Origin of the sequence: Tychonema sp. LEGE 06208, assembly GCF_015207505.1 — a bacterium.
Classification (GTDB): Bacteria; Cyanobacteriota; Cyanobacteriia; order Cyanobacteriales; family Microcoleaceae; genus Microcoleus.
This window is the reverse complement of record NZ_JADEWT010000107.1, coordinates 1-22,192: the sequence shown is the minus strand read 5'-3', so window position 1 is coordinate 22,192 and position 22,192 is coordinate 1. Positions and strand designations below refer to the sequence as shown.

General features: G+C 45.9%; 23 protein-coding genes and 2 pseudogenes. 11 read left to right on the top strand and 14 right to left on the bottom strand.

Features of this window, described 5'->3' with window-relative positions; translation table 11 throughout:
- The 6 genes and pseudogenes from IQ263_RS22610 to IQ263_RS22585 all read right to left on the bottom strand — a co-directional run.
- Positions 1-318, bottom strand: a pseudogene (locus IQ263_RS22610) (histidinol-phosphate transaminase); the annotation flags it as partial.
- Between the two features lie 383 nt (positions 319-701).
- Entirely contained in the window at positions 702-1,421 is a 720-nt protein-coding gene (locus IQ263_RS22605) for an ROK family protein (protein WP_194070419.1), read from the bottom strand.
- A 168-nt stretch (positions 1,422-1,589) separates the two neighbouring features.
- The gene (locus IQ263_RS22600) at positions 1,590-2,282 is read right to left on the bottom strand and encodes a YqiA/YcfP family alpha/beta fold hydrolase (protein WP_194070418.1); all 693 of its coding nucleotides are present in this window, start codon (positions 2,280-2,282) and stop codon (positions 1,590-1,592) included.
- A 510-nt stretch (positions 2,283-2,792) separates the two neighbouring features.
- Positions 2,793-3,281 (bottom strand): Spy/CpxP family protein refolding chaperone, encoded by a 489-nt coding sequence (locus IQ263_RS22595; protein ID WP_194070417.1) that lies wholly within the window; start codon positions 3,279-3,281, stop codon positions 2,793-2,795.
- Positions 3,282-3,300: 19 nt separating this feature from the next.
- Positions 3,301-3,735 carry a hypothetical protein gene (locus IQ263_RS22590; protein WP_194070416.1) on the bottom strand — a complete coding sequence of 145 codons (435 nt, stop codon included), beginning with the start codon at positions 3,733-3,735 and terminating at the stop codon, positions 3,301-3,303.
- The gene (locus IQ263_RS22585) at positions 3,732-4,322 is read right to left on the bottom strand and encodes a sigma-70 family RNA polymerase sigma factor (RefSeq protein ID WP_194070422.1); all 591 of its coding nucleotides are present in this window, start codon (positions 4,320-4,322) and stop codon (positions 3,732-3,734) included. The genes IQ263_RS22590 and IQ263_RS22585 overlap by 4 nt, the downstream gene beginning before the upstream one ends.
- Before the next feature lie 53 nt (positions 4,323-4,375).
- Here IQ263_RS22585 and IQ263_RS22580 point away from each other — a divergent pair, with 53 nt between their 5' ends.
- Positions 4,376-4,657, top strand: coding sequence for a hypothetical protein (locus IQ263_RS22580; RefSeq protein WP_194070415.1), 282 nt, complete (start codon positions 4,376-4,378; stop codon positions 4,655-4,657).
- 3 nt (positions 4,658-4,660) lie between these two features.
- Here the strand turns inward: IQ263_RS22580 and gor are convergent, their stop codons facing one another.
- Positions 4,661-6,004, bottom strand: coding sequence for a glutathione-disulfide reductase (gene gor / locus IQ263_RS22575; protein ID WP_194070421.1), 1,344 nt, complete (start codon positions 6,002-6,004; stop codon positions 4,661-4,663).
- A gap of 668 nt (positions 6,005-6,672) precedes the next feature.
- Between gor and IQ263_RS22570 the strand changes: the two genes are divergently transcribed.
- Positions 6,673-7,437, top strand: a complete 765-nt coding sequence (locus IQ263_RS22570; RefSeq protein WP_194070414.1) for a Uma2 family endonuclease — start codon at positions 6,673-6,675, stop codon at positions 7,435-7,437.
- Between the two features lie 219 nt (positions 7,438-7,656).
- A complete protein-coding gene (locus tag IQ263_RS22565) occupies positions 7,657-8,421 on the top strand; it encodes an ABC transporter ATP-binding protein (protein ID WP_228050278.1) in 765 nt (254 codons plus the stop codon).
- Positions 8,422-8,625: 204 nt separating this feature from the next.
- Here the strand turns inward: IQ263_RS22565 and IQ263_RS22560 are convergent, their stop codons facing one another.
- From IQ263_RS22560 to IQ263_RS22550, 3 genes are all read right to left on the bottom strand, one after another.
- Positions 8,626-9,006 (bottom strand): hypothetical protein, encoded by a 381-nt coding sequence (locus tag IQ263_RS22560; RefSeq protein WP_194010985.1) that lies wholly within the window; start codon positions 9,004-9,006, stop codon positions 8,626-8,628.
- A gap of 161 nt (positions 9,007-9,167) precedes the next feature.
- Positions 9,168-9,896: a lysophospholipid acyltransferase family protein gene (locus tag IQ263_RS22555; protein WP_194070413.1), complete on the bottom strand. Its 729-nt coding sequence runs from the start codon at positions 9,894-9,896 to the stop codon at positions 9,168-9,170.
- A 747-nt stretch (positions 9,897-10,643) separates the two neighbouring features.
- Positions 10,644-11,081 carry a nucleoside deaminase gene (locus tag IQ263_RS22550; RefSeq protein ID WP_228050279.1) on the bottom strand — a complete coding sequence of 146 codons (438 nt, stop codon included), beginning with the start codon at positions 11,079-11,081 and terminating at the stop codon, positions 10,644-10,646.
- Positions 11,082-11,328: 247 nt separating this feature from the next.
- Here IQ263_RS22550 and IQ263_RS22545 point away from each other — a divergent pair, with 247 nt between their 5' ends.
- Positions 11,329-11,925 (top strand): TerB family tellurite resistance protein, encoded by a 597-nt coding sequence (locus IQ263_RS22545; protein ID WP_194070411.1) that lies wholly within the window; start codon positions 11,329-11,331, stop codon positions 11,923-11,925.
- A gap of 448 nt (positions 11,926-12,373) precedes the next feature.
- On the top strand, positions 12,374-13,207 hold the full coding sequence (menB, locus tag IQ263_RS22540) for a 1,4-dihydroxy-2-naphthoyl-CoA synthase (protein WP_194070410.1): 834 nt from the start codon (positions 12,374-12,376) through the stop codon (positions 13,205-13,207).
- Here the strand turns inward: menB and IQ263_RS22535 are convergent.
- A complete protein-coding gene (locus IQ263_RS22535) occupies positions 13,182-13,403 on the bottom strand; it encodes a hypothetical protein (protein ID WP_194070409.1) in 222 nt (73 codons plus the stop codon). The two genes, menB and IQ263_RS22535, sit on opposite strands and share 26 nt — an antisense overlap.
- Positions 13,404-13,443: 40 nt before the next feature.
- Complete coding sequence (locus tag IQ263_RS22530; protein WP_194070408.1) at positions 13,444-13,755, bottom strand: hypothetical protein; 312 nt, start codon at positions 13,753-13,755, stop codon at positions 13,444-13,446.
- 488 nt (positions 13,756-14,243) lie between these two features.
- Here IQ263_RS22530 and IQ263_RS22525 point away from each other — a divergent pair, with 488 nt between their 5' ends.
- The 6 genes from IQ263_RS22525 to IQ263_RS22505 all read left to right on the top strand — a co-directional run bounded on the left by IQ263_RS22525 (position 14,244) and on the right by IQ263_RS22505 (position 21,309).
- Positions 14,244-15,431, top strand: coding sequence for an SPOR domain-containing protein (locus IQ263_RS22525; RefSeq protein WP_194070407.1), 1,188 nt, complete (start codon positions 14,244-14,246; stop codon positions 15,429-15,431).
- Positions 15,432-15,576: 145 nt separating this feature from the next.
- Complete coding sequence (locus IQ263_RS22520) at positions 15,577-16,281, top strand: PspA/IM30 family protein (protein WP_194010978.1); 705 nt, start codon at positions 15,577-15,579, stop codon at positions 16,279-16,281.
- Between the two features lie 191 nt (positions 16,282-16,472).
- Complete coding sequence (locus IQ263_RS22515) at positions 16,473-17,423, top strand: transposase (protein ID WP_228050277.1); 951 nt, start codon at positions 16,473-16,475, stop codon at positions 17,421-17,423.
- 6 nt (positions 17,424-17,429) lie between these two features.
- Positions 17,430-17,705 (top strand): zinc ribbon domain-containing protein, encoded by a 276-nt coding sequence (locus IQ263_RS28840; RefSeq protein ID WP_228050276.1) that lies wholly within the window; start codon positions 17,430-17,432, stop codon positions 17,703-17,705.
- Between the two features lie 353 nt (positions 17,706-18,058).
- The gene (locus IQ263_RS22510) at positions 18,059-18,844 is read left to right on the top strand and encodes a PspA/IM30 family protein (RefSeq protein WP_194010977.1); all 786 of its coding nucleotides are present in this window, start codon (positions 18,059-18,061) and stop codon (positions 18,842-18,844) included.
- Between the two features lie 485 nt (positions 18,845-19,329).
- Positions 19,330-21,309, top strand: coding sequence for a ShlB/FhaC/HecB family hemolysin secretion/activation protein (locus tag IQ263_RS22505; protein ID WP_194070406.1), 1,980 nt, complete (start codon positions 19,330-19,332; stop codon positions 21,307-21,309).
- A 113-nt stretch (positions 21,310-21,422) separates the two neighbouring features.
- Here the strand turns inward: IQ263_RS22505 and IQ263_RS22500 are convergent, their stop codons facing one another.
- Positions 21,423-21,578: a hypothetical protein gene (locus tag IQ263_RS22500; protein WP_194070405.1), complete on the bottom strand. Its 156-nt coding sequence runs from the start codon at positions 21,576-21,578 to the stop codon at positions 21,423-21,425.
- 444 nt (positions 21,579-22,022) lie between these two features.
- Positions 22,023-22,192, bottom strand: a pseudogene (locus IQ263_RS22495) (photosystem II q(b) protein); the annotation flags it as partial.

Below are 22,192 nucleotides of genomic sequence, written 5' to 3'. Positions count from 1 at the left end.
CCCCCCCTTGTTAAGGGGGGGGGCATTTAGGAGAGCACCCTGGTTAAGGGGGGGGGGATTTAGGGATTCGTTGACGTATTGGGCGATCTCTTGTTTGAGTGCTGCGTGGCCTCCGTCGGGATAGCGATTTGTTTCAATTAACTGCTGGTAAGTCCAAGCTAGCTTTTGTTTTAATTCTTCTGGTAAGTCGTAGGGGCATTCGTTGGTGTCTAGGCGATCGATCGCACTTTCCGAGTACGCTGATTCTCCTGACGCGCCACCCGGATGGGGAGTGTAGGCGGTAAGTTCGGCTAAGTCTTGGCGGATAAAAGGCAGCATAGTATGATTTCAGCTTTGAGATTGTAGATGGTCTAATTACGATTTAGTTTTACACTATTAGGGTTATTAGTCTCTAATATCTAGTTGGTAAATTCTTCATTATCACAAATCAATAAATAATGACTAATGACTAATGAATGTTGACTGTTGACTATTGACTGTTGACTGTTAGCTGTTAGCTGTTAGTTGTTATTTGTTAGTTGTTATTGGGGATTGAGAATTGGGCGGAGCGAAGCGGAGGGATTGGGAATTCGTAGCCAGTAACCAATAACCAATAACCAATAACCAATAACCAATAACCAATAACCAATAACCAATAACCAATAACCAATAACCAATGACTAATGACTAATGACTAATGACTAATGACTAATGACTAATGACTAATGATTATTTAAATCGCGCCACAAAGCGATCCCGCCCAACAAACCGCTGACATTTGGCACTATTTTAACCTGCGGCGGTAAATCAAAAACAATTTTTTTAGCATTGCCGCCACCGATGTAAAGTCGATCGCAGTTAAACAGATTTTGCAGACATACCAGCGCTTTTTCCAGACGGCGATTCCATCTTTTGGTGCCGACTGCATCTAATGCCGATCGCCCTAATTGCTGTTCGTAAGTTTCCCCTTTGCGAAACGGGTGATGTCCTAACTCTAGATTTGGCACCAAAATACCATCGACAAATAAGGAAGAACCGAAACCGGTGCCGAGGGTAATTACTAATTCTACGCCCGTCCCAGCGATCGATCCCAATCCTTGAATGTCGGCATCATTCGCCACTCGCACAGGTTTTCCCAAACGGTCTTTGAGGGTAGTTGCTAGGTCAAAATCGACCCAAGACGGATCTAAATTTACTGCGGTTTTGGTGATTCCGCGACAAACCACGCCGGGAAAACCGACGGATACTCGGTCAAATTCTCCTTGTGCGCTTGCTAAAGAGGCGATCGCCTCTAATACCGGTTCCGGTTTCGGTGGTTGAGGCGTTTCTAAACGGCTGCGTTCCGTCTGAGGTTCACCTTCAGCGTTCAAAACCATAACTTTGATGCCGCTTCCGCCAATGTCAACGGCTAAGGTGCGAGTCGATGAATCTTGTTCAGTCATTTGATTGTTGACACTTGCAAGTTGGTAAGTCGATTTGAGATTGAATAATTTTAGATTTTATATTAACTCTCCCATTAAATCTGAGAGTTTGAACAAAAGTCTAAAATTGTATGTTCGATACTTTGGGAGTGTCGGAAACTTGTACCAATTTTTTGGTGAAGTCTAAGTTTAATGGGGAAATTGGCAAAACTTTTGAATCGCTTCCCAAATTTCCGTTAGGACATTTCCCAAAGAATGATCGTCTTCTAATTCGATTAATTGCACCCAGGGACGGTGCTCGGAAAAATTTCTGCTAGCTTGAATCGGTATGATTGTATCATGCTTCCCGTGAACAATTAACGTAGGGACTGGCCGCATTAATTTTTCGTCAGGGTATTGAGCCATTTCTGCCACAAACTGATAATTCAGCGGCAGATTGCGCTGTTCGCCATAATGATAAACTGGTAAATACTCCTCGGAGTGCCACTTTTCTAACTGTTGCTGTCCCAGCAGCGGCAGCCAGTGAGAGAGAAATTGAAAAGCGGGCGCTAACAAAACTATTCGTTTTACCGATAATTGTCGCTGGGCCAACCAAGCCGCCGTCAAGCCGCCAAAACTTGACCCAATGATTGTAACTCCCCCTAGATTGTTTACATTTTCTGCCGGAGATGGAGAAGATTGGGTTGGCAAAAATTCTGTTTCTATTTGGTTTAATTGGCGGGTGAGGGTGAGACGGGAAAAATCGTTTTGATTGAGATCGGGAGTTTTTAGATCAATCCCTAGGGAAGAAAAGCGATTTTGGAAATATTTAGCCTTAGCGGAATCTGGGCTTGAAGCAAATCCGTGTAAATAAATGTAAGTTGAATTATTCTGTATATTCATTCCGAAATTTTGATGAGATTTACTAACTAATTTAGTCCCGGACGCACTATTTGATTAAAAATCGTTTCGTTTCACCAAAAAAACTGCATCTAAACCTTTAATATAATATCCGATAGATTGACCGCAATAAGTAAGGATCGCGCGTGCGGACTTTACCGCAATCCCGGAGCGGAAACCAGGACGCACTACGAACCGTTTTTGTTATGGTAGTCGATCGGACATGATATAATCCCGATCAAAATCTGATTTATGTGGTATTAATGCGATCGCGAACTGTAATTATTGTAACTTTAATCAGTAAGGTGTGCAGTGCATACCTTACAACTTGATTGTAGGGTAAACACTGCACACCTTGCCAATATAACTAGCGGGTCAAATTACTTTTTGCAGTTTGACTGAGTTGTACTGGCTGACAGTTGATTTTCCTGTGCTTCAGGCGCAGGCTACAAATTGATTCTTGAGTAGCCCGCACCTGAAATACTAGAATATCGACTCAAAACTACTTGTATATTACTGCGGTTTTTGGCTGTTTTGCCTCCGGTTTTTAGCAGCTTCCCTGCGCTGCTGCATCAGTTGAGATAGTTGGGTGCGCTGTTCCGGCGTGAGCACTTCTCGCATTCCTAGCATACTTTCAAATTGCGCTTCTTCTAACTGCTGTCTCAATCCCATGATTTGGCGGTTTTTATCGCGCATTTGGCTGGCATTTGTTGTCGCACTAGACATCATTGTTTCCAATTCTTGTCTGGCTTGGCGGACGGCTTGCATTCGCTGAGAAACTTGGTCTTTGTAGCGATCGCGCACAGCCTGCATTTTCTGCTTTTGATCGGCGCTTAAATTGAGTTGCTCGAACAGCCCGCCTTTCTGACCACCGGGTCGATTGGAAGGCTGGTTTTGGGCAATTGTTTCTGCTTGGGCGGGGGCAGAAACGGCTGTCGCAGCGGCTGTAGTACCGAGGGTTAACATTAAAACTGCTAGGGCAGAAATGCGGCGAATAGACATGAAAATTACCTCTTTGAGATTAGTTATTTTTTGGTTGTTCGCTGTCAGGAGTAACAGCGTAATTAAACAAGTCAGTTGGCGAGCGTTCCAGCAAGTTGTCCGCTGAAGGCTCCTTCAATACAGCCTCCCAGTTATTGACCAGAAATGCTTCTAGGTGTGCCGCCTCATCCTTCTGATGTTGGGCGGTCACTAGGACGCGATAACCTGACCCAAAAACTAGCAGACTTGCAGCGATCGCAGTAGGAAAAGCCCCTTTGGGAAAACGGAGGATTTTTGACTTTTTAGTAGCCTGGATCGATCGCGCTTCTCCTAGGTGATTCAACTCTACCGTCGCCTCATTCCTATCTATTGCTGCTAAAAGTTTTAGCTCAAAATCTGGGGCAGATTCCGGAACATTTGGGCGATGTTGCTTTAAAAAATTAACTAATTTTTTGTCACTATTTCCGTCCTTCATAGTTCGTGAACTCCCTGTTTTTGCAAAAATTGCCGCATAGCATTTCTGGCATAAAACACGCGAGATTTGACAGTCCCTGAGGGCAGTCCCAAAATTTGGGATACTTCTTTTTGCGGGATATCTTCTAGGTCGTGCAACACCAAAACGCTGCGGTGTTCAAAGCTCAATTGATCCAGGCCGCGCTGCACTAAATCTTGATAGTGTAACTGCATCAAGTCGGATGTGTGATTGTTGACAATAACTCGATCCTTTGTTTCTTGATTTTTGAGCTTGGAGTCAAAAGAATGCTGTTTAGCAAATGCTTGTCTTTGGTCGGAAGCCACATTCCAAGTGATTCGATAAAGCCAAGTAGAAAAATTGTCTTGTTGTTTGAGTTTTGGCAATCCTTTCCAGACTCGCAGGAATACTTCTTGTGCTAGATCGTCAAGAAGTGACGGGCCGCAGAGTTGGTAAAGGGTTGACCTGACTTTGTGTTGGTAGCGTTTGTAAAGGTAGCGAAAGCAAGTACGATCGCCCTTTAGACACTCAGCAACTAAGTCCGAGTCGGAACAGTCATCGTTTAAAACATTGGCTGACACACCTAACACCTGTGAAGTCTCCCCCACCAGTTCGTTATCTGAAGTGTTTAGACAGGAGAGGTGTGAAAAAGGTTCAAATTATTGAAGAAGGAAGTTCGGCAGCGGATTTTGTAGCGGATGTAACGGATCTAACGGATGTAACGGATGTAAGTCCGTCGGAAGAAGGGAAAACCAACTACCGCATGGGTTTAACTGATTTGACTGGTTCCCTGGCTCTGCCGGGGAACCTATATCTAGAGGCTCTGCCTCGCTGGGGAAAGAGGAGGCAGAGCCGACGGAGCGGCGTTACCAGGAAGAGCCTGGTAAGGAGTAATACGAGTAATTTGTGGGCAGTCCCGATTTAAGATTTACCGCAGAGTCACAAACTCTTCTGCAGTCGATGGGTGAATGCCAATAGTCACATCGAAATCTTTCTTTGTCGCGCCCATATTAACCGCGATCGCCATACCTTGAATAATCTCGCCCGCGTCTTTCCCCACCATGTGTACGCCCAAAACTTTGTCAGTATTAGTCTCAACAACTAACTTGACAAAAGTCTTCTCATCTGCACCTGTCAAAGAGTGAAACATCGGTCGAAACTTGGCTGTGTAGCACTTAATTGATTCGGGAAACTTTGCTCTAGCCTGCTCTTCATTTAAGCCGACTGTAGCCGCTTCCGGCTGGGAAAATACGGCTGAGGCCACATTTTCGTAACTGATTGCTCTCGGATTGTTGCCAAATTCAGTATCGGCAAAAGCGCGTCCTTCGGCGATCGCAATTGGCGTTAAATTAATCCGGTTGGTGCAATCTCCGACGGCAAAAATGTGCGGTTGACTGGTGCGGCTGTCTTTGGTAACTGCGATCGCACCTTTATCGGTTTCTACTCCCGCATTTTCCAAACCCAATTTTTCCAAGTTGGGCGATCGTCCAGTAGCACACAAAAGCGCATCAACTGTCAAGGTTTCTTCCGATTCTCCCGACAAAGTTAATTTTAAGCCTTCCGGGGTTTTTTCAATTTGCGCGATCGAGCTTCCAGTCACAAAATTGATCCCATGCTTAACCATTCCTTCCTGCACGTTAGTGCGAATTTCTCCATCAAAGTCATTCAAAATTAAATCGCGCCGGATGATTTGAGTTACTTGACTTCCCAAACCGTTCATAATGCAGGCAAATTCAACGCCGATGTAACCTCCTCCCCAAATTGCCAACCGTTTCGGCTGCTCTTTGATCAAGAAGATTTCGCGGGAAGTAATGGCGTGTTCGATACCAGGAATGTCCACTCTGTGAGCTTCGCCGCCGACTGCAATTAAGATTTTAGCAGCGGTGTATTTTTTATCGCCAACTTCGACGGTGTGGGCGTCGATAAATTTGGCGTATCCTGAGATTAATTCCACTCCGGCTTTTTCGAGGAAGCTGATGTGCAGTTTGCTCAGCCGCCGCACTTCTGTGTCTACGCTGGTGACGAGTTTTTCCCAATCGAAACTGCTTTCTACTGGACTCCAACCGTAGCCGACTGCATCTTCGTAAAGGTGCGAAAATGTAGAGGCGTAAACCATCAATTTTTTGGGGACGCAGCCGCGAATTACGCAGGTGCCACCTACTAAGTCGTTTTCGGCGATCGCCACCTTCGCCCCGTAGGATGCCGCACGCTTGGAACTCGCCAATCCGCCGGAACCCGCACCGATCACAAACAAGTCGTAGTCGTATGTCATAATTGTCGCTAGTTTCCTATCTTTATTTGACGATTTTTGCGCTTTACTTTTTTTCATGATATCTCAAAAATTTTTCATTTTTTTTGGGGTCAACTACTTTACTTTTTTCGGTTGACATGGTATTATTAGATAATAGAAATCTGTGCATTAATTTAAAAATTGCCACCACTCCCATTATTAAAGTATAGCACAAGCAAATCGCAAAAAATATATATAAATGTAACTATTTTGGGGCGGCAGCCAATGAGGAAATTATTGCTGATTGGCGATCGGAACTATAGCGGTTCTCAGTAACATGAAGTACGCTCAAAGAGCAGTCAGTAGTCAGTAGTCATTAGTGATTAGTCATTAGTCATTAGTCAGTAGTCATTAGTCATTAGTCATTAGTCATTAGTCATTAGTCATCAGTCATCAGTCATTAGTCATTAGTCATTAGTCATTAGTCATCAGTCATTAGTCATTAGTCATTAGTCATTAGTCATCAGTTAGCAGTCATTGGGAATTGGGAATTGGGAATTGGGAATTGGGGATTGGGGATTGGGAATTGGGTTAGCTACTAGCGATGATTTCTGGCCCATTACCGATTACCCATTACGGGAGTTTGCCTCAGCTAACTGAGACTCGGCTATAGTATAATTAAGATCGGATAGTTCTCGGAGACAACCACTATGCAAGTCACGAACGAACAAATTATTTATCCATCCAGCGACGGTCAACCAATGGCAGATAGCACAATTCAATATAAATTAATTGTCACAATCAAAGAAGGTTGCGAATCGTTGTTCAAAAATGACCCAAACGTCTTTATAGCAGCCGATTTACTCTGGTATCCAGTTCAAGGTAGACCAGACATTTCTCAAGCACCGGATACGATGGTAATATTTGGTAGACCAAAGGGCGAGCGACGTTCCTATATGCAATTTCAAGAAGATAATATTGCTCCCCAAGTCACATTTGAGATTCGCTCTCATAACGATAGACAAGCAAAAATGTACAAAAAGCTTGCGTTTTACAATCGCTATGGAGTCGAGGAATATTATCTTTACGATCCAGAAAACAACGATTTGAGCGGTTGGCAAAGAATTGAAGGAAACTTAGAAATAATTGAGCCGATGGAGGGCTGGATCAGTCCTAGATTGGGAGTACGATTTGAGTTGGGCGAAGATGGGTTGGAAATTTATCGACCAGATGGACAAAGGTTTCTTTCTTATGCGGAATTGGAGGAACAGGGTGAATTAAACCGCCAGCGTGCAGAACAAGCAGTTCAAAGAGCTGAACACGAATCTCAAAGAGCCGAGCAGGCATCTCAAAGAGCCGAGCAGGCGTCTCAAAGAGCCGAGCAGGAATCTCAAAGAGCCGAACAAGAATCTCAAAGAGCCGAACGTTTAGCGGCAAAACTGCGCGAATTGAACATCGATCCCGATCGCATTTAAGCCACAAATTGTTTAATTTAGGACTTATTCATTAAGACCAAAGAAACCGGGTTTTTATCGTTTTTGCGGGCTATAACGAATTATTTTAGTGAAAAAACCCGGTTTCTGACCCGCCCGTGCGTAAGTCCTATAAGCGTCCAAACATCGCCCTTCCAGCCGCCAAAACCGAGAAGAAGTGTTAACTTAGTAATTAGTTGTGTCGATCGCACATAAAAACAAATGCCTGAACTACAAACCCAGACCCATCCAGACCTCCACCTGCAAGACACCTCAAAACCCGTCATCGTCGGCCTGCAAGACGTAACAAAAGTTTACGGCATCGGCGACTTGGAAGTGCGCGCCCTCAACGGTGTCAGCTTGACAGTAACGCAAGGAGAATATTGCTCGATTATGGGCGCATCCGGTTCCGGCAAATCTACAGCCATGAATATTATCGGCTGTCTCGATCGACCTACGAGCGGCAGTTACTACCTAGACGGCGTAGATGTCGCCCAAATGCCGGAAGCAGAACTAGCCGGAATTCGCAATTTAAAATTAGGTTTTGTCTTCCAACAATTTCACCTGCTACCTCAATTAACAGCCTTAGAAAATGTCATGTTACCGATGGTTTATGCAGGCATTCCCGCAGCAGAAAGACGCGAACGGGGGGTAGACGCTTTAACGAAAGTAGGCTTGGAAAGTCGGCTGCAAAATAGACCGAATCAACTATCAGGAGGACAGCAGCAGCGGGTAGCCATCGCCCGGGCTATTGTTAACCGTCCGGTGTTGCTGCTTGCAGATGAACCGACTGGTGCATTGGATACAAAAACTACTCAAGAAGTAATGGATATTTTTACAGAATTCAATGAAAGCGGCATGACTGTGGTGATGGTAACGCACGAACCGGAAGTAGCGCGCCAAACTCGCCGCGTTGTCTGGTTCCGCGACGGTCAAGTTATTCATAACAATCTCGATCCGGCAGAGCTTTCTCACGCAGTATTTTAATGCCAATTTCAAAAGTTTTGCTACAATCTTCAATCTGATAGCAATTATTAAAAGTCGCAGTTTCCCGCGCCAGACAGGCCGCCGTGCCGTTTCCTTTCTATGCTCTCTACTTGTTACCAGCCTAGAGCATAGAAAGGAAACCTGTTAACTAATGACTAATGACTACTGACTAATGACTACTGACTAATGACTAATGACTAATGACTATTGAAAAGCACTCGGAAAAGCGGCCCAAACTCGATCGACAAAATCTCTAAGTTGCCGAGACGCGATCGCGCTATCCTTGCGATCGGAGTCCAAAGACTGCAACTGAGTCAACAGCGAAATCACCTCCGTATCCAGCGCCGCCCGAAACAAACTCAACGGCCAAAGCAAATCAGCACCATCTCGCAAATCCGATAAAGTGTATTCTTCCGGCCACTTTTGGGGCAAATCCTTCCCCGATACCAATCCCACCAACATTAGAGGGCGCACCCAACAAATTTGACGTGCCTCAACCACTTCAATCACCTCTGAATGCAGGCACGCATTTCCACATTCTAAACTGACAATTTGACCGGGTTTAAAGTTCAAAGCACAATCCATTAATGCTGACCCTTAATACAGACAATAACAAGCAAAATAAGTGCCACAACTCTCTACAGCACCAAAAAACATTATATCACAATTACTTATTCCTTCGGTCAACTGCCAACTGCCAACTATCAACTGTCAACTGCCAACTGCCAACTGCCAACTGCCAACTTTCAACTTTCATCAAGAGTTTTCAGCGCCATTTCAAGATCGGCAGTCAACAATCGCGCTTCTTTTTTGCTACTGCCGCCTTTAGCATAATCTGCCACCGAAAGCGGCTCGCCGATCGCAATTTTGACACGAGCACCCCGTCGAGGAATGCGCGGGCGGTAGCGGATACTCATCGGTACAATTTTCACCCCCAAACCAGGTTGGCTCAACTCTGCCTGCATTGCCAAACGAGCCAATCCAGGCTTGGGAGGGTGAACTTCACCATCCTGAAAAATGCCACCTTCGGGAAAAATCACCAACATTTGCTTGTCGAGGAGCAATTCCACGCCATAACGCAGGCTGCTAATTGCTGGATGCTTGATATCGACAGCAAAACCTCCCAAATGTCTGATGAACCAACCTTGCAAGCCTTGCACCTCATCGGCAGTTACCATAAACCGCAAATCGCGTCCAGTCACCTTCTGTCCCGTTGAATAGGGCATCATCAACGCATCCCACCGGGAGCGATGCGTAGGGGCCAAGATGACAGGCCCGTCCTTCGGCAAGTGCTCCTGTCCGGTTATTTCAATATTGCTAAAATAAAACGGCAGGACAACATAGTGACCTAGCGGGTAGAGCAAGGAGGTTAACCAAGGAGAAACGCGAGAGGTATTAGGTGCTACCTTGGCAAGCATGGGCTTCACTAGAGATGATTTACTGGACTCAACGGCGATCGCGGCATTATGGCGCATAGCAGTTAACTTGCTTTATCGATATTTGACACTCCGGGCGCGCGAACGCGCGGGGATTCTTGGTTCACTGACACACCTTTAAACTATCCATCCTTTCGGCAATATTTAAACCCAAAAACCGTCCGATTGAACGAAGTTGCGAGTCTAATTTGAATAGCCCCAGAGGGCTTGTCTCCCCAAGCGTTAAGGAATCACTTCCCAAGTTCCCGTATGCCTTTGTACATCTAACTACTAAGTTTTTGAGTTTTCTGGTATGAGTGCGCGGTGGCTACCCTAGCTATGTTTTTGTGGTGTTCGCTACCCACGAGATATTATTGTTTTCTAGCCCGTCGTTTTGGATTCTCACCCATTCGATGCTCGCGGTTATTCTACCTGTATCTATACTCTAGTGTACTAGAGTTAGGGAAAATACTGTCAAGCCTGAAAAAGTTTTCCAGTATTAAAAGCCGTCCTAAAAGGCTTGCCCTGAGCTTGCTGAAGGGACGGGGTTTTAAACCCTGTTTTCTGATCAAGTTTAAGGATATGTTATTTAGCAAAATTTTAATCTTTCGATGGTGACACTTTTGCTAGTGGCATTTTGCTTTTCGCCGGCGGAAAGCGCCCCAAAACTTAATCTGTTAGAGGCTTTCACCGAGGTCAACCCGACCGCAATCAGGAGCCAGATCGATCGGGCAATTACTTATTATTTCAGTTAATACGGCCAAGTTCGATTAAACATTGTCGATCGAAAGTAAAAAATTTAACAGGTTAAATTTTCCGGCGGGCTTCAAACCAAGAAAGCAACTGAGTCCGACAAACAGACTCCATAATACCGCCAAGTACCTCCAAGCGGTGACACGAAGGCGCGCTATCTGGAATATTAGCAGCAGTCCGAATCGTGCCAGTTTTCGGGTCATCAGCTCCGTATACCAGCAAACCGATCCGAGCTTGTACGATCGCACCAGCGCACATCGGGCAAGGCTCCAGAGTCACATAGAGCGTGCATTGGTTGAGATGCCAGTCTTGCAAAACTTTGCCCGCCGCCCGCAGAGCCAAGATTTCAGCGTGAGCAGTCGGATCGCAGTCTCGCTCTCGCCGATTTTGCGCTTCGGCAATCAACTTACCAGTACCGTCAACCATGACAGCACCCACCGGCACTTCACCCGCATCGCCCGCAGCTCGTGCTAGTTCCACAGCCCTAGTCATCCAGCCCTTGTGAATAGCATAATTAAAATCACCAATAAACAACTGCTCTGTTTGCAAATTCACGGTATACCTATGTAACTAAAAACGTTTAACATTGTCTTACTTATACACTTGCTGCGGAGCGAATAAGTGCGATCGCTAGTAAAACAAGTTTTTATGGCAAATTATGGCATACTTACCTAGTTGAAAACACTTAAGATCGAAAAATAAAGTTACATCACAGTCCCATCCAGGGTAATTTTAAATTATGGACACCACCACGATTAGCACTGAAGTTGTTGAGCTGTTGTCCCGGATTAGCCGGCAAAAACTCCGCCAACAAGATATCACTCCCTTGGTAGTATTTCTGACTGCTCTAATTTCCATCCTGCGCGGAGTAATGATTATCGACAGGACGATCGCCATTGAAGAAGAAGAACGGCTGCAAAAGACTCTCAAAGCCTTTTCCAGTGGCGATCCAAGTCGAATAGAACTAATTCAGCGCCTTGTCAAAGGAATCTCCAAACAGCAAGTTTACTTCAACCCCACGGAATTGCTAACCCTGACAGCTTTCTTCTCAGAATCAGAAAAGCTGTTGCTCATCGGTTCCGGCTACGAAATGTCAGCCGTAGACGGACACATCGACCTGCGGGAGCAAATGTACCTACAGTCGATCGCCAACCGGCTCGGCCTCGACTCCAGACACATTGCAGTCATAGACACCTTATTTACAAAAGAAGGAACCCTCGACTCAGAAGCTTTTGCCGAAGTTCAAGCATTACTCGCACCAAGCGAATTCTCCTCCCGCGATCCAGTATTTGCCAAAGCAGGAAAGCACCTGCTGACTCTTTTAATGCGTCAGTAATCCAGCGCCTTAAAGTTTTTTGGCCGTGCAAGAATCAGACACCGGGAAAAGAATTTGATGCTTTTTCTATTAGTTTGCTCATTTGGAGCGGTCGGAAACCGGGTTTTTTCAGACAAATACATAGGTTGCAGCCAGCCAAAACGGTAAAAAACCCGATTTCTTTTGCCTTGATGCGTCCAATGCCCTCTAAAATCTAAAAGCGACTTATCGCTGGAGCGATCGCCCCAGCGGGCGTTTCAAATCTCAACTTGACCGGGAATCAACGGGTATAGCGCCCCGAAGCTGTTGAGCGGATGCTTCCCAAATTTTAGACGCTTGTTCATGCTTCCAAATGCAATGCAGCAAGTAAATCTAAAATCTAAAACTTGTTCGCTCGCGACTTGTGTTGAGCGTAGCCGAAGCAAGCCGAAGAATCAAAAATCAAAAATCAAAAATCGACCGATAGATCATGCAAATTGAATGGCAAACTGCTAAAACCTACGAAGACATTCTTTATCACAAAAGCGGCGGCACCGCCAAAATTACCATCAATCGACCTCACAAACGGAACGCTTTCCGTCCCAAAACCGTGCAAGAACTGTGCGATGCCTTTACTGATGCCCGCGAAGACACAAAAATCGGCGTTGTCCTCTTTACCGGTGCGGGGCCTCACACTGACGGCAAATATGCCTTTTGTGCGGGTGGCGACCAAAGCGTGCGCGGTGCTGCGGGGTATGTAGACGAAGGTGGCATACCTCGGCTGAACGTGCTCGACTTGCAGAAGTTGATTCGATCGATACCCAAAGTTGTGATTGCTTTAGTTGCCGGATACGCGATCGGCGGCGGTCATGTTTTACACTTAATCTGCGACTTGACGATCGCAGCAGACAATGCCATTTTCGGACAAACAGGCCCAAAAGTAGGTAGTTTCGACGGTGGATTCGGTGCCAGCTATCTCGCCAGAGTAGTCGGCCAGAAAAAAGCCCGAGAAATTTGGTTTTTGTGTCGCCAGTACAGCGCGCAGCAAGCCCTAGAAATGGGTTTAGTCAACTGTGTCGTACCCGTGGAACAACTCGAACTCGAAGGGATGCAGTGGGCTGAGGAAATTCTCGAAAAAAGTCCGATCGCGATTCGCTGTTTAAAATCCGCTTTTAATGCCGACTGCGACGGTCAAGCCGGTCTCCAAGAGCTGGCTGGCAACGCCACTTTGCTGTACTATATGACCCAGGAAGGCGCGGAAGGCAAACAAGCATTTTTGGACAAACGGGAACCGGATTTTAGTCAATATCCGTGGCTGCCATAGCTCGATCGACAAATGAGTTTTTTGATTCCCTCATTCCAGTTACAGATGCTATTGATTTCTGTGAGTTGCAAAAGTCGAATTGAGGCGATCGTCCAAAAGTGTAAGTATTGATATTACTAGCACCAAAAAAATGAAACTGCTTTGTTAAATCCAGACCGCGATCGCCATCAGTAATTCCAGAATCGGAAATGCCCAATGCTCCTATCCAAAATGATATGATTCCTGCTGCAGTCCGACTAAACCGACAGTGCTGCTGATTGCTCGATTAAAGTTGTGCCTGTCAACTGGCAGGCATTGCGCTCAGAAACAGTAACAGCCTCTTGCACAGTCACAGTCTGTTCTTGCCACATTCCAATTTCTGCTATATTTTCCCAAGGTTCTCCAAAAGACGGAACCGCTAAAGTACAAGCTTTCCACTGACTTTGCACCGGCACGCTCAGCAAAGCGCAAACCCCCCCGCGTCTTCCTTCAGGAGTGTAGTGGTGGCAGTGACGGCAAGCGGAAGTTAATGGTGTTTTCATAAAAGTGTTTAGACAAATCAGTTTCATCTATAATTCTCCTCTGTAGAGCTAGGAGGTTTTAGAGCATTCCAGCCTTTATGCTGTATAGGTTATAGCGATCCCCGATACATAATTAAATTTTATAATTTATTTATAATTGCGTTATATGTAGAAACAATTAGCTCAGTTCTTACTCAGTGGGTAGGTAAAAATACAGGTTAAAAGTTTATAAAGGGTCAGGGATCAAGAAAAACCGCAAGTGTAAAACAAGTATGAGATGTTACAAAGAAACTGTGATCGTGAACACAAAAAGCGGCGCAGATTAGGGTAAGCAGCCTCTGGGATACAGCAATTGAAGTTTGAATATAAATAAAAATGAAAAAATAGCAAAGGGCGATCGCAATCAGGCGATCGGGCAGCAGTTACCTTGACGGCAAAAGCCACTAATTCTAGAATAGGCAAGTTTTAAAGCTGCTTGTTTATTTTTTGATTCTCAAAACATTAAAATCAATTCAGACACGATAGGAGTTTTGCTAATGAGTAAGCGTTCTTCGGTTGAATCCCCAAATCAATCCTCATCAACCCCAATCCAGCCTGCCTTGCAAGCAGCCCTGGGATGTTTGGATGTAAATCTAGAAGCAGAACTGACAACATACAGAAGGCACAGGCGGCGCGCCGAACAGTGGGTGTCGCCATCAGTTCGTACCGGCAAGCAAACAGCCACAACCGAGCAACAGAATACCCAAAACCTACGGCTGGAAGCTGCCGAGGAAACTCAGCAGCCGCTATCGCTACCCCTATCCCTGGCGGGCGTTCAGGGCGATGCCCCGCTAGCAACTACCAGAGGTGGCACGAAATTATCTAGCAGTGGCTTTGCACCCCAAAACTATCTCGAATCCAGCGAAAAACTGATAGAAAGTTTGGACGAAGCAAAAACCGAGCCTGCAGAACGCAGTTTGGCCGCTAGTCTGTTAACTCCCTTGGGACTGAGTTCGATGCTGCTGTTTCTGCTGTCTTGCACAGCTTTGGGCTACGCAGTCATGCACCCGTCAAGTGTTGTTAAAATGACTGGTTTGAACCGTTTGCTCGATCGCTCCGCGCCCGGAACAAACCAAAATCCCACCGCTAGCGCCCCCTCAAATAGCAGCGCCAAAGAACTGCCGAAAGCTCCAAATCTGGTATCCAAGGAATTTGTCGATCTAGATTTGAGCACTCTCAGCAATGTCAAGCCCACAGCCAGCCCGATTGCTTCCCCATCGCCAAAAGCATCGATCCCGCCAACTCCACCAGCACCTCCAGCCCCCGTCGGCGCTGTCCCAATTCCTACAGAAGATGGCAACCCTCCTAGAGGTGCCCAACAAGGACTAAACAATCTCAGCACAGCTTTGCTGCCCAGTCCCAGCCCCAGCGCGGCCGAACCAGTCCCGACACTGCCAAAACTGCCTCCCACACCGACTGCAGTCCCGCAGGCCTCCGCCCCACAGGCCTCCGCCCCCGCCGGAACTCCGAGACGGGCAGCCGACGGATTCTATTATGTTGTCACCGATTACACCAACCCAAAATCTCTCCAGCAAGCCAGAACCGCAGTTCCCGATGCCTACGTGCGGAATTTCTCAAAGGGTGTCAAGATCCAAATGGGGGCTTTGAATGATGCGGCATCAGCAGAACGTTTGGTAAAAGAACTCCAAGCCAAAGGGGTGAAGGCGCAATACTATCAGCCGTAAACTAGGCAAAAAGTAAAAAAATTCAACTAAATTGTTAGACAAAGCCCGACAGCGATCGATGTTTTGTCTAACACAAAATTGTTTTTTTAATTGTCAATCCCCATCCCCTAAATCTAAAATTTAATAAAATCGGGAGACGGAGCTCATGGGATTATTCGATCGCCTTTGGCGAGTGATTCGAGCCAACATTAACAGTTTGATAGGGGCTGCTGAAGATCCAGAAAAAATTCTGGAACAAGCTGTAATGGATATGCAGGAAGATTTAATCCAGCTCAGACAAGCTGTAGCAGGAGCGATTGCTGCTCAAAAACGTACCGAACGCCAATGCTCCCAAGCAGAATCTACAGCGGCAGAATGGTACCAGCGGGCGCAGCTAGCTTTGCAAAAAGGCGAGGAAAATTTGGCGCGGGAAGCTCTGACGCGAAAAAAAACCTATCAAGAAACGGCAACGGCGATGAAAGCTAGTCTCGAACAGCAAAACGCTGTGGTGACTCAACTTAAAGACAATATGCGATCGCTCGAAAGTAAAATTTCTGAGGCAAAATCTAAAAAAGATATGTATATTGCCCGAGCGCGATCGGCAAAAGCCTCAGAAAGGCTGCAAGAAATGATGGGAAATCTCAGTACCGGCAGCGCTTTGAGCGCCTTTGAAAAAATGGAAGAGAAAGTCATGCAGCTAGAAGCTCGCTCCGAAGCAATCGCAGAACTCGGAACTAACGATTTAGAAAAGCAGTTTCTCTCCCTCGAAGGTGCCGGAGATGTCGATGCCGAGTTAGCGGCGATGAAAGCACAAATGCTTCCAGGCAAAAATACACCCAAATTGCCCTCTGGCGAGCCGCCCGCATCCTGAACCTGAACCAGCAGCAAAATAGTTGGGAAGGCAAAAAATTCTCAACTAGACAGCAGGAGTCGGGCCCTCTAACTGTACTCCGTTGAGTGCCCGGAGGAATGCGCGCCAGGCCTGACTGCCAAGCAAATCTTTGATTCCTGTTGAAATATTAGTTTTCACGAGATACAATAACACCATAGTTTGTGAAGAAAATGTCCCAACTCATCACCGCCAAGCTAAAACTCAACCTGACTGCCGAGCAAAAAGCTTTGGTATCTCAGACTACTTTAGCCTACCGAGATGGCTTGAATTACACTTCACAAGTCGCTTTTGACGCAGGCAAAACCAGCAATGGTGCTAAGTTACAAAAAGCCGTCTACAACGAATTGCGGGTGAGATTTGGACTTGGAGCCCAAATGGCTTGCAACGTACCCAGACAAGTGTCTGGAACTTACAAAACCTTGTGGACTAAGGTAAAACAATCTAACGATGCTATCGCTTCATGCTACACCAAGAGAAGGTATAAAGGGCTAGACACAGCCCCCAAATATATCTCTCGAACTTGCACCCTAAATTATCAGCGCGACTACTCTTTTAAAACCGAAAGGCGAGTGAGTATTATCACTCTTCAAGGTCGAATAGTAGTTTTGTATGAGGGTTACAATAAACATTTAGATTTAATCGCCAATGGTGCAAGGATTGGAGCAGCTAAAATTGTCTACCAGCGTTCCTCCAAAATATATTACCTGATGGTAAGTATTGAAGTAGAAACACCTGAAATCAACCCGCTAAAAATAACCAGAGTCTCTGGTGTTGACGTGGGTATGCGCTACTTAGCAGTAGAAACAGACTTACAAAGTAAGTCTAAATTCTACTCAGGTTCAGATGTTAGACACAAAGCTAACCGCTACCATAAAGCGCGGATGACTCTTCAGCGTAAAGGCACTCGTTCAGCGAAGCGAAGATTAATCGCTCTGTCTGGGAGAGAAAGACGGTTTATCGCTGATGTGAACCACCAAATCAGTAAGGATATTGCAACACCTAACACCCTGATTGGACTAGAAAACTTGACCGGAATCCGAGATAGAACTAAGTCTAAGTCTGGGAAGAAGGCTAGCAAAAAACAGCGCAGAGCCAATCGAAACAAAGCTAAATGGTCTTAGGCCGAATTGCATGGGTATATTGACTATAAGGCTAATTTAAATAATTCGTTAGCAACGAAAGTTCCGGCTCATTACACGTCGAAAAGTTGTCCTAAATGCGGACATACTTCGGATACGAATAGACCGAACAAAGGACTATTGTTTCGATGCGAATGTTGTAGTCATGAATTACACGCTGATTTGATTGGTGCGCGAAATATTGCAATGAGAGCGTTGCTTGTCCGGCAAGACTGGATGAGTACGGGGAGCTTGTCAGCATCCTTGCGATGTATCGGGCCGTGAAACCAAAGCTGAGATTCTTTCTAGATTCTCGGAATTGCGGTGGAGTCCAGATACAAGCCCACACCCTAGAGGTACTCCGCTTGGTGATGGGTAGTTGACCAGCCGAGTTAGACATACTTCACAAGCGTGTTGGGGAATTCCCGGATCGAAGTTAAACTCAATAGATAGGTGCATCAAATCAGTTTGCCTGCACCACTGACTCGATCGCTTTAAACTGTATTTATATGTTTGCAAAAATTGCCAAAGGATCGATCGCGCGAAACATCTGACCAAATCAGTTTAACTCAAAGCGGGCTAACGCTATCAAGCCTGCTTACCGCCTAGTTCGTACACCTCACAGGAAAAATAGGATTATGGGATTATTTGACCGCATCAGCCGAGTCGTCAGAGCCAATCTTAACGATATGGTCAACAAAGCTGAAGACCCGGAAAAGATTTTAGAACAGTCCGTGACGGATATGCAGGAAGACTTGGTGCAGTTGCGTCAAGCCGTTGCCAGCGCGATCGCAACCCAAAAGCGTACCCAGACTCAGTACAATCAAGCTGAATCCCAGTCTAACCAGTGGCAGCAACGCGCTCAGCTAGCCCTGCAAAAAGGAGACGAAACTTTGGCCCGCGAAGCCCTAGTGCGTAAAAAATCTCACGCAGAAACGGCGGCTACCCTGAAAAGTAGTTTGGAACAGCAATCGGGTCAAGTAGAAAGCCTCAAGCGTAACTTGATCGGTTTGGAAAGCAAGATTTCCGAAGCCAAAACTAAGAAGGATATGCTCAAGGCCAGAATATCCGCAGCTAAGGCCCAGGAACAGCTTAACAACACCATTGGCACCCTGAATACTGGCAGTTCAATGGCAGCTTTCGATCGCATGGAAGAAAAAGTTTTGCAGATAGAAGCTCGCGCCGGAGCATCAGCAGAACTCGCGGCCGGTGGCAGCAATTTAGAGGAACAGTTCCGCTTGCTCGAAAGTGGCGGCGGTGTTGACGACGAGTTGGCTCAGATGAAAGCTCAACTGAGCGGAGGTTCTGTGGCTCAAGGTCAATTGCCCGCAGCGGATCAAACTGCCAAGGCTACTACCTCCGAGTCGAGTCCGGTGATTGACGCTGAGTTGGAAGAATTGCGATCGCAGCTCAATAAAATGTAGTAATTTCTATCAAAATTCACCTATTTCTCAGACATCGCTTTGATAGAATGCTCCGCCTACCTACAGCGCTAGCTTGGGGAAGTCGGAGCTTTTTTCAGTCGCAAGTTCATAAAACATAAATATTGCATTTTGTCAAGTATCTTTATATTGAATTAAGGATTTAATTCTTTAAAAAAAAATGATAAAGTGACTTTATTATTAGCAATTACACCGGCTTGGCTACTCGTAGCAGTATAAATAACTATCAAATATTGCTAAGTAAATCCACCTAATTAAACCTATGAGTCCGATCGCTCAAAAGCTTGCTGTCTATCTCTTCTTGCTTCTTTTTGTCCAGAGCGAAGCCGAAGCAAGCCCTCTGCCTCCTGCCTTCTACTTAACACCATTTTTCTCAAATAATGGAACTCGCGTGAAAGCTCCCAACCCCGAGCCTGTAAAGCATTCCCAATTGTTCAATTCTTTAATCTAAAAGGGTTTAACCTGTCATGGCCCGGCCACATTCCAGAGCGTTTTGTAGAATCAAGTTTTTCAGGACATTAGCACTTGCTTGTTCAATACCAGTTATTTGGCCCGTACCCCTAACAGCTCAAAGTGTTGGCGAGTCTGCGGTTGCTGCCGAGTCATTGGGCCGGTCGCCAATTTTTAATGATAATTTAGAGTTTAAATTAAAACTTAATCCAGAAACTGCAGACGATCGCGATCGGCTTCCTGATTTAGACTCAAGTTCAGAATTAGAAAAAGAGAGTCAAGAACCCGAAAACAACATCCCGGAGTTCGATCTACCGGCCCAAAATCAGTCACGAGAAACTCTCGCTCAATTGCCGAACCGAGGAGAAAACAGACAGGAAATTTCGATTCCCAACCCGCTGCTGCCAACTCCACCTCCACTCCCAGAACCCGCGCCCCCTGGGCCCTTACCTCCGGTAGAACAGCTTTTGCCACCAGTAGTGCCGGCACAGCCTGAAGAATTACCCAACATTCCGAGTACCATCAAGGTCGATCGATTTGAAGTAGTCGGCAGCACCGTCTTTAGCAAGCAAGAATTAGACGCTGCACTCAAAAACTTTGTAGGCCGCCCGCTGACTTTTACCGAACTGCTGCAAGCTCGTTCTGCTATCAATGAACTGTACCTTAGCAAAGGTTATATCACTTCGGGAGCGCTGATTGAGCCACAAACGCTCGCAGGTGGAGTTGTAAAAATATTAGTGCTAGAAGGCAAGCTAGAAAGTATCAAAGTAGTCGGAACTAGGCGGCTGAATTCTAACTATGTCAGAAGTCGTTTGGCACTGGCAACGCGAGGCCCGCTGAAGGAAAAGCGTTTGTTAGAAGCTCTGCAACTGCTGCAACTAAGCGGTCAAATCCAAAATATTTCAGCAGAATTGCAAGCGGGTTCTCGTCCGGGTTTTAATGTGCTATTAGTCCGAGTCAAAGAATCAAAAACTTTCCAAGCTGGGATTTTTACTGATAATTCTCGCTCTCCGAGTGTGGGGAGTTGGCGGCGCGGGGCCGAAGTCCGCGAAGCTAATTTATCGGGTTTGGGAGATAGTGCGAGTTTGATTTATACAAATAGTGAGGGCAGCAATACTGTAGATGTTAGCTACGCGCTGCCTGTGAATGCGCGCAACGGTAGTGTAAGTTTTCAGGCAAGCAGGAGTCGCAGCAATATTGTTGAGCAGCCTTTTGACGCGCTGGATATTGAGTCGTCGAGCCGGACTTATGAGTTGACTTACCGGCAGCCAATCGTCCAAACTGCGAGAACAGAAATCGCTCTTGGTATTGGTGCGAGCAGGCGAGAAAGCGATACATCTTTGCTGGGAGAGGATTTTTCGCTGTCGCCGGGAGCTGACAGTCGCGGGAGAACTCGGGTTTCGGCGCTGAGGCTGTTTCAGGATTTTACTCGGAGGGGAGAGAGGGATGTCTTGGCGGCGCGATCGCAGTTCAGTCTGGGAGTGGCAGCATTTGGCGCTACGGTGAACAGCAGTGGGCCTGACGGTCAATTTTTGGCGTGGCGGGGTCAATTGCAGTACCTGCGGTTGTTGGCTCCCCAGACGCTGCTGGTGGTGCGATCGGACCTGCAGTTGGCTGGAGGTGAGCTTTTGCCGATGGAGCAATTTGGTTTGGGCGGCCCGGATACAGTGCGGGGCTACCGTCAAGATGCTTTGCTCGCCGATAGCGGGATTTTTGCTTCTGCCGAGTTGCGCTATCCGATTTTGCGAATTGGGGACAACCAAGGAGTTTTGCAAGTAACACCGTTTGTGGAGGCTGGCAATGTTTGGAATAGCTGCTCTAGGGTGGATTTGGAAACAAATACTTTGCTGTCAGCGGGATTGGGCTTGCGTTGGCAGTACGGCAAGAGGTGGAACGCTCGCTTGGGTTGGGGAATTCCTTTGATTTATCTTAAGTCGAGAGACAGAAGTTTGCAAGAGCGCGGGCTGTATTTTTCAGTAGAATTCCAACCTTTTTAAGCAAGCCGCCGTTATGCCCTTGGCGCAACTGAGCAATTCCGCTATATAGTAATAAGTACCATTTGGCACTCGTCTGTAGCTGCCAAGAGTGCATTTTACTGATAATTTTAAAATTAAACTATGTCTAAGGTGCAGTTGCTGATTTTAAGTTCTTTTGCTTCCGGTTTTGGGTTTTTCTCTATCATTTTGGCGATGTTTGCGATGATTTCTAGGCTGTCGTTTACTTCTTTTTTTACCCTTGTTTTAACTTTGATATTTTTTGGGTTCAATTTAATTTTTGCTTTGCATTATTATACCTCAATTGCCAAGCAGTTAAATGTTAAAAGTAAAAGGAAAGTGAGAATTTAGAAGTTGTGAAGCAGGGGCAGACAAAGGCATGGAGATTTATTTAATTTTAATTGTCCCTGACTTGACTCTGCAGGTTGCCGAGTTATTTCAAAAGCTGGATTTTTCATGAAAGGGCGATCGCAAATCTCGAACATTACTAATAGTATTAATAATTTGTGCGCTTCAAGTTACACATAATTAGGAAGGGTGTGAATTAGTGGGCAAAAACATGGTTTTACGAAAATTATTCCTCCGAGCTAAATTATTAGGTGAAAAAATTGGTTTCTTCGATCTTGATGGGTAAGTTCTAATACAAAAATGGGATTTTCCCCAAACAAAAAGCGCCCCTATTTCTAGGAGCGCTTTTTGTAATCTCAGACTAAAACTTAGCCGTTGATAGAAGGAGCAACCATTGCTACGGGAGTAGTTTCAGCAGCAGCCAAGTCAAGCGGGAAGTTGTGAGCGTTGCGCTCGTGCATTACTTCCATACCCAAGTTAGCGCGGTTGATCACATCAGCCCAGGTATTGATACCACGACCTTGAGAGTCGATAATCG